11 protein-coding genes are annotated in these 13,604 nt (G+C 59.8%); all 11 read left to right on the top strand.

Translation table 11 applies throughout. The features are described from left to right. Window positions 1-2 precede the first annotated feature (2 nt). The 11 genes from rpmI to ACTG27_RS06255 all read left to right on the top strand — a co-directional run bounded on the left by rpmI (window position 3) and on the right by ACTG27_RS06255 (window position 13,569). The gene (rpmI, locus tag ACTG27_RS06305) at window positions 3-200 is read left to right on the top strand and encodes a 50S ribosomal protein L35 (protein WP_005336688.1); all 198 of its coding nucleotides are present in this window, start codon (window positions 3-5) and stop codon (window positions 198-200) included. Between the two features lie 15 nt (window positions 201-215). Continuing rightward, on the top strand, window positions 216-572 hold the full coding sequence (gene rplT, locus ACTG27_RS06300) for a 50S ribosomal protein L20 (protein ID WP_005336687.1): 357 nt from the start codon (window positions 216-218) through the stop codon (window positions 570-572). A gap of 381 nt (window positions 573-953) precedes the next feature. Next, complete coding sequence (pheS, locus tag ACTG27_RS06295; protein ID WP_005351972.1) at window positions 954-1,937, top strand: phenylalanine--tRNA ligase subunit alpha; 984 nt, start codon at window positions 954-956, stop codon at window positions 1,935-1,937. 12 nt (window positions 1,938-1,949) lie between these two features. Next, on the top strand, window positions 1,950-4,337 hold the full coding sequence (gene pheT / locus ACTG27_RS06290) for a phenylalanine--tRNA ligase subunit beta (RefSeq protein WP_439979320.1): 2,388 nt from the start codon (window positions 1,950-1,952) through the stop codon (window positions 4,335-4,337). A gap of 3 nt (window positions 4,338-4,340) precedes the next feature. Then, on the top strand, window positions 4,341-4,637 hold the full coding sequence (ihfA, locus tag ACTG27_RS06285; protein ID WP_005300715.1) for an integration host factor subunit alpha: 297 nt from the start codon (window positions 4,341-4,343) through the stop codon (window positions 4,635-4,637). A gap of 15 nt (window positions 4,638-4,652) precedes the next feature. After that, window positions 4,653-8,642: a response regulator gene (locus tag ACTG27_RS06280; RefSeq protein ID WP_439979319.1), complete on the top strand. Its 3,990-nt coding sequence runs from the start codon at window positions 4,653-4,655 to the stop codon at window positions 8,640-8,642. Next, window positions 8,629-9,873: a response regulator gene (locus ACTG27_RS06275; RefSeq protein ID WP_439979318.1), complete on the top strand. Its 1,245-nt coding sequence runs from the start codon at window positions 8,629-8,631 to the stop codon at window positions 9,871-9,873. Before ACTG27_RS06280 ends, ACTG27_RS06275 begins: the two co-directional genes overlap by 14 nt. Before the next feature lie 3 nt (window positions 9,874-9,876). After that, window positions 9,877-10,518 (top strand): GNAT family N-acetyltransferase, encoded by a 642-nt coding sequence (locus ACTG27_RS06270; RefSeq protein ID WP_439979317.1) that lies wholly within the window; start codon window positions 9,877-9,879, stop codon window positions 10,516-10,518. Between the two features lie 60 nt (window positions 10,519-10,578). Next, complete coding sequence (gene cobB / locus ACTG27_RS06265) at window positions 10,579-11,352, top strand: Sir2 family NAD+-dependent deacetylase (RefSeq protein WP_005351956.1); 774 nt, start codon at window positions 10,579-10,581, stop codon at window positions 11,350-11,352. Window positions 11,353-11,443: 91 nt separating this feature from the next. After that, the gene (locus ACTG27_RS06260) at window positions 11,444-11,920 is read left to right on the top strand and encodes a hypothetical protein (RefSeq protein WP_043820367.1); all 477 of its coding nucleotides are present in this window, start codon (window positions 11,444-11,446) and stop codon (window positions 11,918-11,920) included. After that, window positions 11,920-13,569 carry a GGDEF domain-containing protein gene (locus tag ACTG27_RS06255; RefSeq protein ID WP_421243784.1) on the top strand — a complete coding sequence of 550 codons (1,650 nt, stop codon included), beginning with the start codon at window positions 11,920-11,922 and terminating at the stop codon, window positions 13,567-13,569. The genes ACTG27_RS06260 and ACTG27_RS06255 overlap by 1 nt, the downstream gene beginning before the upstream one ends. Window positions 13,570-13,604: the final 35 nt, after the last annotated feature.

Below are 13,604 nucleotides of genomic sequence, written 5' to 3'. Positions count from 1 at the left end.
AAATGCCGAAGATGAAAACCAACCGGGGTGCTGCAAAGCGCTTCAAAAAGACTGGCTCGGGTCGCTTCAAGTGCAAGCACAACCACCTGCGTCACATCCTGACCAAGAAGAGCAGCAAGCGTAAGCGTCAGCTGGGGCCGAAATTCATGGTTTCTGCTGCCGACCACAAACGTGTTGTCGCTTGTCTGCCGTACGCATAAGGGGGGATGTGAAAAATGCCAAGAGTTAAACGTGGTGTGACTGCTCGAGCTCGTCACAAGAAAGTAATGAAAGCCGCCAAAGGTTACTACGGCGCCCGTTCCCGTGTTTACCGCGTAGCGGTACAAGCGGTAACCAAAGCTGGTCAGTATGCCTACCGTGACCGTCGCCAGAAAAAGCGTCAGTTCCGTCAGCTGTGGATTGCGCGTATCAACGCTGCAGCCCGTCAGAACGGTCTGTCCTACAGCCGTCTGATCAACGGTCTGAAGAAGGCTTCTATCGAGATCGATCGCAAGATCCTGTCCGATATCGCCGTTCACGACAAAATGGCTTTCACCGCCCTGGTTGAAAAAGCTAAAGCAGCTCTGGTTTAATCCAGTTCTGTTATAAACGCTAAAAGGAGGCTCAGGCCTCCTTTTTTGTATCTATAACCCTCTGTTTTTGCATCACTATTTCCTTTCTCTCATCCACGTCTTGTTCGCTTTTTGCACGAGTTATAGATTTCTCGACATACAAAGCGATATGTGCGAGATGGCCTGTTTTACAAATGACTTGTATGCCAACAAACTAGATGTTTGTTCTAATATTTAAGGAGCGGCGGTTAGTCGATGAGACTCGCTTGATATAACAAAATGATTTGTAGGGAGAAAAGCCCACCTTAACTATGGTCAGCGAAGGGGCTTTTTTTGTATTATTCCCCTCTTGACCTTATTTAGCCTAAAGGCTCCTGTACCGGGAGTGGTGACGAGGAAGACATGCAACAGCTTGAAGAAGTAGTCGGCCAAGCCAGAGCCGAAATTGAGGGCGTGAGCGATATCGCTACCCTCGACGAAATCCGGGTCAAATATCTGGGTAAAAAGGGCTTTTTTACCGAGCAGATGAAGGGCCTGGGTGCCTTGTCTGCCGAAGAGCGTCCAGCCGCGGGCGCCGTGATCAACCAGGCCAAACAGCAGGTTCAGGATGCGCTGAACGAGCGTCGTGAAGCACTCGAAGTCGCCGTGCTGAACCAGAAGCTGGCTGCCGAGACCATCGACGTCAGCCTGCCGGGCCGCCGCATCGAGAATGGCGGTCTGCACCCGGTAACCCGCACCATAGAGCGCATCGAGCGCCTGTTTGGTGAGATGGGCTTCAAGGTGGCCCGTGGTCCCGAGATTGAAGATGGCTTCCACAACTTCGATGCGCTGAATATTCCGGCTCATCACCCGGCGCGTACCGATCACGATACCTTCTACTTCAATCCTGATCTGATGCTGCGTACCCACACCTCCGGTGTGCAGATCCGCACCATGCAGCAGCAGCAGCCGCCGATCCGCATCATTGCACCGGGCCGCGTCTATCGTAACGACTACGACATGACCCACACCCCGATGTTCCATCAGGTTGAAGGTCTGCTGGTTGACGAGCATGCCAGCTTTACCGAGCTGAAGGGCATTCTGCACGACTTCCTGCGCAACTACTTCGAGGAAGACCTGACCATTCGCTTCCGTCCTTCCTATTTCCCGTTCACCGAGCCGAGTGCCGAAGTCGACGTGATGGGTAAGAACGGCAAGTGGCTTGAAGTGCTGGGCTGCGGCATGGTGCACCCGAACGTACTGCGTTCGGTCGGTATCGATCCGGAAAAATACTCCGGCTTTGCCTTCGGCATGGGCGTTGAGCGCCTGACCATGCTGCGTTACGGGGTCAACGACCTGCGTGCCTTCTTCGAAAACGACCTGCGCTTCCTCAAGCAGTTCAAGTAAGGGCGAGAGAACATGAAATTCAGTAAATCCTGGGTGATGGAGTGGGTCCGCACCGAGTTGAGTGACAATGCACTGGCCGAGCAGATCACCATGGCCGGTCTGGAAGTGGACGCCGTGGAAGCGGTTGCCGGCCAGTTCAACAATGTGGTTGTGGGTGAAGTGGTCGAGTGCGCCCAGCATCCTGACGCCGACAAGCTGCGGGTGACCAAGGTCAACGTGGGTGAAGCCGAGCTGCTGGACATCGTCTGTGGCGCGCCGAACTGCCGTCAGGGCTTGAAAGTATGTGTGGCCAAAGTAGGGGCGACCCTGCCGGGTGATTTCACCATCAAGAAAGCCAAGCTGCGTGGCCAGCCGTCTCACGGCATGCTCTGCTCGTTCAGTGAGCTGGGTATCGACGTTGAAGCAGATGGCATCATCGAGCTGCCGGCCGATGCCCCCATCGGTACCGATATTCGCGACTACCTCAATCTGAACGACGTCTCCATCGATGTGGATCTGACTCCGAACCGTGCCGATTGCCTCGGTATCGCCGGTCTGGCTCGTGAAATTGGTGTGCTCAACAGCGTCGACGTGGTCGAGCCGACCTGGACACCAGCCGTTGCCACCATTGATGCAACTTTCCCGATCCGGGTTGAAGCAACCGCCGATTGCCCCCGTTATCTGGGGCGCGTCATCAAGGGGCTGAACCTGCAGGCCCAGAGCCCGCTCTGGATGCAAGAGAAGCTGCGCCGTGGCGGCATTCGCTCCATCGACGCCATCGTCGACATCACCAACTATCTGCTGCTGGAATACGGTCAGCCGATGCACGCCTTCGATCTGGCTACCCTGGAAGGGGAACTGGTGGTACGTCGCGCCCACGCTGACGAGCCGATGACCCTGCTCGACGGCAACGAAGTGAAGCTCAAAGAGACCACCCTGGTGATTGCCGATGCCAAAGGTCCTGCCTGCATGGCCGGTATCTTCGGCGGCAACCGCACCGGTGTATCCGAGACCACCACCGACATCCTGCTGGAGTGCGCCTTCTTCGCGCCGCTCTCCATCACCGGTCGTGCCCGTGCTTACGGTCTGCACACCGACTCCTCCCATCGCTTCGAGCGTGGGGTTGATCCGGAGCTGCAAGCCAAGGTGATGGACAGAGCCACCCGTCTGCTGCTGGATATCTGCGGCGGTGAAGCGGGTCCGGTCATCGAGGTCAAATCCGATGCCCATCTGCCGAAAGCGGCACCCATCAAACTGCGTCGCAGCAAGCTCGACAAGGTGATCGGTATCAGCGTGGCGGATGCTCAGGTGGTCGAGATCCTGACTCGCCTCGGCATGCAAGTCACTGTGGATGCTGACGGTTGGACTGCGCTGGCACCCTCCTGGCGTTTCGATATCGCCATCGAGGAAGACCTCATCGAGGAAGTGGCTCGCATCTACGGCTACAACAACATCCCGAACCTGAAACCCGCTGCCTCCTTGGCGATGGTGGAGCAGGCAGAAGGGCAGGTGACCCTGAAGCGTGTGCGCGACCTGCTGGTTGACCGCGGCTTCCAGGAAGCGATCACCTACAGCTTCGTCGATCCCAAGACCCAGCAAACCCTGTTCCCGCAGAGCGATGCCATCGTGCTGCCGAACCCGATCTCGGTCGAGATGTCCGCCATGCGTGTGTCTCTGTTCCCGGGTCTGGTGCAAGCTGTTGTTTACAACCAGAACCGTCAGCAGCCGCGCGTGCGTCTGTTTGAACAGGGTCTGCGTTTCATCAAGGATGAAAGCGCCGAGAACGGCATCCGTCAGGAGCCGATGTTGGCCGGTATCATCACTGGCAACCAGAGCGACGAGCACTGGGACATCAAAACCCGCGCAGCCGACTTCTTTGATTTGAAAGGGGATCTGGAAGCGGTGCTGGACTTGACCGCCGAAGGGGCCACCTTTACCTTCGAGCGCACCGAGCACAGCGCCCTGCACCCGGGCCAGAGCGCAGCCATCCTGCGTAATGGCGAGATCATCGGCCACATCGGTGTGATCCACCCGAGCCTCGAGAAGAAGCTGGGCCTCAAGAGCCGCGCGGTGATGTTTGAGCTGGAGCTGGACAAGCTGACCCCGGCCAAGGTGCCTGTGGCAGCCGAAGTTTCCAAGTTCCCGGCGAACCGTCGCGACATCGCCGTCGTGGTCGATCGTCAGGTTCTGGCAGGTGATGTGCTTGCGGTAATTAAAAAAGTTGGCGGAAATCAGGTAGTTGGAATAAACTTGTTTGACGTATACCAGGGTGCTGGTATGGCAGAGGACAAGAAGAGCCTGGCCATCAGTCTTGTATTGCAAGACACCCAGCGCACCCTGGAGGAGAAAGAGATTGCCGAGACCGTAGACAATGTCGTGCGGGCCCTTGGTGAAGAGTTGAATGCATCCTTGAGGGATTGATCTATGGCGCTTACCAAAGCCGACATTGCAGAGCACCTGTTCACCCAGCTCGGGATGAGCAAGCGTGAAGCCAAAGATATGGTGGAAGCCTTCTTTGAGGAAATCCGACAGGCGCTTGAGCGTGGTGAACAAGTCAAGATTTCAGGCTTCGGTAACTTTGACCTTCGTGAGAAGAATCAGCGTCCCGGACGCAACCCCAAGACGGGCGAGGATATTCCTATCAGCGCCCGCCGCGTGGTGACCTTCCGGCCTGGCCAGAAGCTCAAGGCTAGGGTAGAAAATGTTGAACCCAACGAGTGATAAAAAGCCAGGCAGATGCCTGGCTTTTGTTTTCAGATGACCAAATTCCCCGTTTTTCTTCTGGGTGCCGTACTGGCACTGCCATTGCACGCCAAGCCTTTGCAGACCACAGTGCTGCCGTTGGCGCCGGCGACCCAAGCTTATGTAAATTCACTGAGTCAGCTTTCGCTCTGCTATCCTGCGACGCTTCCTCCACCATACCTGATGGCCGAGGGGGGTCTGCTCAAGGATCGTCTCGCCCGGTTGCAGGAGCTGTTCCCGATTCCGCTTGTGCTCAAAGAGTTGCCCGATTGGCAGACATTGCGCAACGGGCTCGCAGAGGGTGACTGCGACATCATTCCCTATGTTGGAACCCGCAAGAAGGCCGTGGAGGGTATGCGGTTAAGCCGTCCGATGATGGAGACCGATGCCGCCATCCTCTACAAGGGTGAAAATCTCAAACAGGCCCGCTTTCTGGTCTACTCGGTGGCAGACTCTGCCCGCCTGCTGCACGAGCTCTATCCCCAGGCACGCATTATTTCCCTAAAAAGCGGAGAGAAGGTCTACGACGCGCTGCAAAGTGGCAAGGGTGATGCCTATCTGGGGGACTATCTGCAACTGCGCTATCTGATGCGCGAGTTTCCGGCTGATGGGTTGCGTCTGCGGCGCCTGTTTGGTGAGGATCGGATCATCAGCTATCGCCTGATGATGCGTGATCAGCCTGAGTTGGCCAATCTGGTGGACACCCTGATCCGTCATATGCCCGCCGGTACTATCTATACCGATCTTGCTCGCTATCTCGATCAGGGGTCGCTATATGTCAACCAGCCCCACTTCAGCGATACCGAACAGGCCTGGTTATCCGGCCGCGGTCGCACCATTCGCCTGGTGGTCAATCCCGAGTTGATGCCCTATAGCGGCGTCAATGATCTGGGGGAGGCGAAAGGGTGGAGCGCGGATGTGCTGCGCTGGGTCACCCAGGAGACAGGCCTGAAATACAAGCTGGTGTCTGCCGCCAGCAAGGCGGAGGCCGTAGAAAAGCTGCGCCGTGGTGAGGCGGATATGATGGCCGGCTTGCCGGAATCCCCGGCATTGACGGATCAGTTCATTTTCAGCCGGACGATCTCCACCAACCGGTTTGCCTTGATCAGCAAGCGCAAGCTGGCTGCCGATCGCATTACCCAACTCAAGCGGCAGCGTATTCTGGTGCCGGAATCCCTCTACGATCCCTCCTTGCTCGCCCTGCTCGGTGATCAGGAGTGGGTTCGCACCGACGGCCTCGAGCAGGGGCTTGCCGCGATCAAACAGGGCAAGGCTGACGCTATGCTGAGCGAGCTATATCAGCTGCAATATCCCCAGCGTACCAACTTGCTGGAAGGGCTCGATATCGAGGAGCTGGAAGATCGCTTCAGCCTTGGCTTTGCCATCAACAAGAGTCAGACCGAACTGGCTGGGGTGATGGATCGCAACCTGATGGCGCTGACCAGCACCCAGATTGACGAACTTAACCAGCGCTGGCGCCGCTTGCTCGTTGTGCAGCAGCCCGGCGTGAGCTACGCCGCCTGGTTTGGCTCCATTGCCATGGCACTGCTGATCAGCGGCATTGTCATCGGCGGGATCTGGCGCTCCCGCCAGCAACTGGCGAGGGAAGTGGCCCAGCGTCACGCCGCCGAGAAGGCGCTGGCCATCGAGAGCGAGCTGCGAGAAACCATGTTTCAGGCGTTGCCGGTGCCCGTCTATCTACGTAATAGTCAGGGCAAGGTGATCAAATCCAATAAACAGGGGCGACGTCTGGCCCTGCGCTATTCGCAGCAGTTGATGTTGCCGCCGGTGCAGCCTCAGAAGAGTGAAGGGGAGCTGGTGCTGGGGGATCAGGTCTTCGCCTATGCCCAGCATCCGCTGCGGCTGGACAAGCAGGCACCTGCCACCGATCTTATCGCCCTGTCGGATATCAGTGTGCTGCGTGAGCAGGCCCGTTTTCTGCGTCAGGCAGAGCGCCGCCTGCGTGCCCTGACCAATACCGTTCCTGGTGTGGTGCTGCAGTTTATGTTCGAGCGGGGACGGGTAGGGGGGATCGAGTTTATCAGCCGGGGCTGTTACGAGCTGCTGGGGCTGGCGAGTCAGCAGATCCGTCGTGAGCCCAAACGGGTGCTCATTATGCTGGAGCGCGAGGATCGTCGTCGGGTAAGCCGTGAGATGTTCGCCATGTTGCAGGCTGGCAAACCCTTCGCGTTCACCATGCGCTATTACCATCCGACCAAGGGTCTGCGCTGGTTGCAGCTCTATGGCCGTGGCCGCAGTCAACCGCAGGGGTGGCGAATTTATGCGGTGATGCAGGATGCCACTGCCCGGGTCGAGCAGGATCAAGCATTGCAGCACTCCCATGAGCAGGCGCAACAGGCAGTTCTGGCCAAGGGGCGCTTTTTGGCCGCCATCAGCCACGAGATCCGCACGCCGATGAACGCCATGCTCGGCTTGCTGGAGTGGCTGGCCAGCACCCCTTTGTCCAGAAAGCAAGACTCTGCGCTGGCGCGGGTGCGTCAGGCGGGGGATGAGCTGCTCGGCCTGCTCAACGATGTGCTCGACTTTAGCCGCAACGAAAACAGCAAACTCTCCCTCTCGCCGCAACCCACCGATTTTGCCGAGTTGTGTGAGCACGTGGCGGCGGTGCACTGGACCAAGGCGCGGGCCAAGGGATTGCAACTGCGCCTTACGTTGGACCCGGCTCTGCCAGCCCTGCAGACCCTCGACCCTCACCGGGTACGGCAAGTGCTCCACAACCTGCTCTCCAATGCCATCAAGTTCAGCCTGCGTGGAGAAGTGGTGCTGTGGGCCGAGGTGGTCGCATCGACCTTGCGCTTTGGTGTGGATGATCAGGGACCGGGGATCACCGCCAAGATGCGTACCACGCTCTTTATGCCGTTCGAGCAGTTTGCCGTTGAAGGGCAGCTGCGGGCGCCGGGCACCGGTCTTGGTCTGGCGATCTGCAAGCAGCTGGTCGAGCAGATGGGGGGGCTTATCGATGTCGAGGGGCGTGTCGGTGGCGGTAGCCGCTTTTATTGCGAGTTGCCGCTGAAGCGGGTGCAGCAGGAGCCGGACTGGCAGCCCAATGTGCGGCAGCTGGCACTCTCTTTACCCCACGATGAGGCGCAAGCGCTCTCGCCCTGGCTCAGCCGCTTGGGGATCGCCACCGTCAGCAACGCCGTTGATACGCTGCAAGCGGAGGTGGACGAGAAGGGGCTCTACTATTGGGCCTGGCAAGGGGAGTCCTGGGTGCCCGGGACCATCATCACCCTGCTGCAGCCACGGCTGACCCCGGATCAACCGGTCGCTGGCACCCAGCCCGGGCTCGGCATGCGGGTGCTGCTGGTTGAAGATCACGATGTCAATCGCGAGCTGATCAGCCTGCAACTGGGGCAACTTGGTGCCAGCGTTATCACTGCCGCCAACGGGCAGCTGGCGCTGGAGATGCTGGCGCAGCAGGAGGTGGATTTTGTGCTGACCGATCTGCAGATGCCGGTGATGAACGGGGCCGAGCTGTGCAGGCAATTGCGCCAATCCGCCCGTTGGGCCTGTCTGCCGGTCTATGTGATCACCGCAGATCTCAGTGAGCAGGCGGCAAGGGAGCTGCAATCCTGCGGTTGCGATGGCCATCTGGACAAGCCGGTCGCCCTCAAGGAGCTGGCGACCTTGCTGCGCCATATTGCCAAAGAGGGGAGCAATGCTGTCGCCCCGACACCGGTTGCCTCGCTGCTGACCGATGAACTGGCCGCCCTTTATCTGAAGGCTACCCGTGATGATTTGGCCGAACTTGAGCGCTGCAGCACAGAAGAAGATGAAGTTGGCGTGAATGCTGCTTTACACAAGTTGAAGGGGGCCGCCAGAATGGTAGGGGCGACTGCGTTGGTGGCGGTCATTGAAGAGTGGCAACAGGCGCCCCATCCGATGCTGCAAGCCAGATTGAACCGGGCACTGGATGAGTTCAGCCAGCAGTTTTCAAAGAGGGCTCAAGATGATCATCACTGATGAAGAATTACTGGCGTTGCTCGATTCGGAAGAGCATGAGGCGGCAGGATTTTGCCCCATTGTGCTTTATGCCCTCGACTGCACCGCCCATGAGTTGGCCAGCACCATGACATTGCCCTCCTATGTCACGCTGCACCGTACCCGACCGGATGCCTGCTGGCAGTGGGAAGGGTTGTTTGCGGCAGGTGCGATTGCCCTTTACGACCCCGCCGCTCATCAGCAGGCGGACTACTTCCCCCAGTTGCAGCAGCATGAGGGGATCTACGCTATCGGCGAGGATTGGCTGGGGGGGCTTGCCGCCAGTTACCGTAACTGGTGCAACTGGCTGGCCGCTAACAAGGTGCTGCTGCTCGAGGATCACCCGTTTCAGGGGATGCAACTGCAACAGACCATCGCCGGGTTGGGGCTCTCCTGTCAGTGGGTACAGGATGAATCGGCCTGCCTTGCGGCATTGTCGGCGGGCGACATCAGCCTGCTGGTGTGCGATCTCAGTCTGGTGGAGCAAGATGCCATCAGTCTGCTGATGAACCAGCCCCAGTTGCAGGAGGCCGGGCTGCCCATTGTGCTGCTTTCGGCCCATGAGCAGACGCTGATCGACGGTGCACGCCGCCTGCTGCACGATGCCGGTTTCAATATTCTGGCGGCGCTGGCCAAGCCGCTTGATTGCGACGAGCTGTTCAGGTTGCTGCGTCGACTCTATCTGGGCCCGCTGCGTCAGCAGCGCTTGAGCGGCCAGCGCCGCTCCATCCGCCGGTGGCAGGGGGAGGTGCAGGGTCAGCTTGGGCTGCTCTCCAGTCCCGCGACCCCTCATCCGGTCTGGCTAGCGGTAACGGGTTTGCCCAGCCGCTGGGAGGCGCTCAAGGATTGGCTGACGGAGCAGTCGCGCACCCCAGCCGAACTGACCCTGCTGATCCACCGTCGTGACCACCTGCTCGGCAATGCCGATCGCTTCGCGCTGGTGCTGCAAGCCAGTCTGGCGGGGAGCAAGCTGGCGCTGCTGCTCGATAACAGCCAGCATCTGCCATTCGATCTGCTGGAGCGTTTGCCGCTGCAAGCCTTGCTGCTGGGGCAGGGGATCTTGCCGGAGATGGAGTCCTTGACCGGTGACTCCCTGCTGGGACGCTTTATGGCACGGGTTCGAGAGCTGGGGATCGCTGTCTATCTGGATGATCCTTACAACCTGCTCGACGTCGAGGTGTGGCGAGAGCGCGGTATGACGGGGCGCTGGTAAGCCATGCCGCGCTACCTCTGCTGGCCCATGCACCGGGAGCGCCTCGGCAAAGGGCTGGAGGGCTGGCCCCATCCGCTTTCCCGGGCCGCGCTGCCACTGGCGATGCAGGTCTCCGGGGGGCCTTGCCTGCTGCGCGAGCTGCATGGTGTGGCGCCTGCCCGCATGCTGGCCGCTTACGATGCATTGAGTGAAGAGAGCATCTATCTGCGCTTTATGCGCCCGAAACGGACGCCGCCACCGGAACAGGTGACCCAATTTCTCAATTACCATCCCGAACAACAGATCTCGCTGCTACTGACCGATCTGGCCGGTGAGCCGCTGGCTCAGGCGCAATCAATCCGCCGCCGCCTTCATCCCGATATGGCGGAGTTTTCTTGCATCGTGGCGGATCACTTTCAGCACAAGGGGGCGGGGCGACGGATTCTACTGGCGCTGGCACTGCTTGCCAGGGCGGACGGGATCCGGGAGTGGACGGCGGAAGTGCTGGCCCAGAACCGGCCCATGCTGACCCTGCTCAAGCGCCTTGGCTTGCCGCTGACCCTGGTGACCGGACGGGAGATGGTCTTTGTCAGGCTGGATCTGTCGGTACTGGATGCCTGGTTACCCGCACCGCCAGCGGCGCCGCTTAAGACCAAGGGCGAATAGTGACACTTTTTTCCCTGTGCTAAGGTCACATTTATTGTGCGGGGATAGACGGAGCAGCTTATGGCGCAGTCATATAAACATATCGTGATCCTGACCGGCGCGGGGATCTCTGCCGAATCCGGCATCAAGACTTTTCGTGCCTGCGATGGTTTGTGGGAAGAGCACAAGGTCGAGGATGTGGCGACCCCCGAGGGGTATGCCCGGGATCCCGAACTGGTGCTGCGCTTTTACAACTCCCGCCGCAAACAGCTGCAACAGCCCCAGGTCCATCCTAATCCGGCCCACTATGCGCTGGCCCGCCTCGAGCGACTGCTGCCCGGCACGGTCACCTTGGTCACCCAGAACATCGACAATCTGCACGAGAGCGCTGGCAGCAAGAACCTTATCCATATGCACGGCGAGCTGCTCAAGGCCCGCTGCCCCGAGTCCGGTCAGGTGATCGAGTGGCGCGGTGATCTCCATCAGGACGAGCTCTGCTCCTGCTGCCAGTTCCCCCAGCCGATGCGCCCCCATGTGGTCTGGTTTGGCGAAATGCCGCTCGGGCTGGATCGCATCTATAGTGCGCTGGCCCAGTGCGATCTCTTTATCTCCATCGGCACCTCGGGCGCCGTCTATCCGGCCGCCGGTTTCGTGCACGAAGCGGGATTGAACGGGGCGCACACCATCGAGCTCAATCTCGAGCCGAGCGAGGTGGGTAGCCAGTTTGACGAAAAACGCTATGGCCCAGCCTCCCTGCTGGTGCCCGCCTATGTCGATGAGTTGCTGGAGGCGTGCGGCATTCATCAACCGAGGCAAGTCGAGGGGCACAACTGGATGGAGATGCGCGGTCCCTGAGCTAGTGTGCGATCGGGCAGTTGCAATGGTTCGGTGAAATCGCCACACTGGCAACCATTTAAAAAATGGGACGCAGTTGGCGCAAATTACCATGACCGCAGTCAAGCAATGGATCGCTTTTTTTCTCCTGGTGCTGGCCAGTGCCAGTGCATCGGCCTCCATCCCCCTGATGACCCTGATACTGCCAGATGGCCAGCAGGTGAACCTCGATGAGGCGGCTCTCTCCGCCTTGCCACAGACCGAATTCACCACCACTACCCCCTGGACTCAGGGCGCCCACCACTATCGCGGGCCGACCCTGTCAGCCGTGCTGGCGGCGCAAGGGATCCCGGATGCTCGCAAGATCGCCGTCTCGGCCCTCAACGGCTATCAGCAGGTGGTGGATCTGGCCCTGTTCGACGGCGTGCCGCTGACCCTGGTGCGTCAGGAGGACGGCAAACCGCTGACCCGGCGAAACAAAGGGCCGCTCTGGCTGCTCATCCCGTTCACCACCTATCCCAAGCTGGACGTGCCTGCCATTCATAACTGCATGGTGTGGCAGGTGACCCGCATCGAGATCGTCGATTGATGGGGCTGTCCCGCCACAAACTGCTGTTGGTTGCGGTGTCGCTGCTGTTTCTGCTCTCGTCGGGCAGCAGCCTCTATCTGCAGCATCGGCAGGAGCAGCTGGTCGATACTTTCTACCGCAATGTTCACTGGAACATCAGCCAGGTGATGCTCGAATCCCAGCGTTTCCTCTACGAGCTGCAGCTCTATCGGGCTGGCAGAGTGACGATGGAGACCCTGAGCCTCGATTACGATCTGCTGTGGAACCGGCTCGACATCTTCCTCATCAGCAGTGAAACCGCCGAGATGCGCCAGCGGCACGGGCTCGGCAAGGTGCTGGCCACCCTGTTCGAGCAGATCAAGCAGCTCGAACCCCAGATGGAGGCCGGTGCGCTGCGCGAGGGGGCTGAGCTTGCCCGCTTGCAGGAGGCGATCGCCAGCCAGACCCGTCTCATCGAACAGATAGGGGATCAGATCCTCTCCGGCCAGGAGCGGGAGCATTCGGTCAGCCAAATCCGCAACAGCCTGTTCTGGCTGCAGATCTGGCAACTGATCCTGCTACTGACCGGTGGCGCTCTGGTCGCTGCCCTCATTCGCGCCAATCTGGCGAACCGCCGGCTTGCCTTGCTCGATCCCCTGACCCAGCTTGGCAACCGCCGTGCCCTGCAGGAGCAGCTCTCTCGCGATCTGCATGCTGGCGAGGTGAGCGCTTTGGTGGTGCTCGATCTCAAGCGCTTCAAGCAGGTCAATGATCTGCTGGGTTATCAGGTCGGTGATCGGTTGTTGCAGATGGTGGCCAACAAGCTGCAGCAGGCCCATGGCAGCCACGCTTACCGGCTCGGCGGAGATGAATTTGCCGTGGTGCTGACCAAGGCGAATGATGCGCTGGAAACCGCCATTCATGAGCTGGTGGATCTGCTCCATTTCGAGTTCGTGACCCGGGAGTGCAGCTTCGATCTGGCCTGTCGGCTCGGGGTCGCCAAGGCGCAGCAACAGGATGCCGCCCGGTTGCTGGATCAGGCCATCCTGGCCCTCAACCAGGCCAAGCGTAGCCAGGAGGGGGCGATCCGCTGGTTTGAGCCCGCCATGCTGCAGCAGTTGCAGTTGAGTCAGCAGCAGCTTCATCAGCTGCGAGAGTGGTTGGCGGGGCGCGAGCCAGCGCCGCTGCGAGTGGCATTGCAGGCGCTGACGGACGGACAGGGCAACGAGATGTGGCAATTGGCGCTTGAGTGGCGTGAGCAGGGAGTGCCTTGCCACATGCGCTGGCTGCAGGAGTGCGGTGTGCTTGGGCCCGTATTGGCCCGTGTGCTGCAAGCGCACGAGGCGCAGTATGCCGATGGCCGGGCACTGCTGGTCCCGCTCGACAATCAGGCCCAGCTGACCCATCTACAGGCCTATTTGCCGGAGGCTTCCCGTACGCCGCTGGTGTTGCTGGTACCGACGCTGCAGCCGGATGGTGCCTTGCTGGCGGGATTGCGCCAGCAGGGTTGCACTCTGGCGCTCAGAGAGATTGGCAGCACCACCTCGGCGCAGCTGGCAGCCGGCTGGCCTGTCCGCTACTGGCTGCCGCAGGGTGATGAAGATGGTGGGTTATTGCAACCTCTGGCCAGACGATTGGGGCTGGTGCCACTGCAAGTGCTGGCAGCCAGGGAGACCCGGTCGCTGGCCTGAGGGCAAAAAGCGGTATTGCACTGGCAAGAGACAAA

The sequence above is a fragment of the Aeromonas sp. 97A genome (genome assembly GCF_051919185.1).
GTDB lineage: Bacteria > Pseudomonadota > Gammaproteobacteria > Enterobacterales > Aeromonadaceae > Aeromonas > Aeromonas veronii.
Note: the sequence above shows the minus strand (reverse complement) of the source record. Positions and strands in the feature narration are given on the sequence as shown.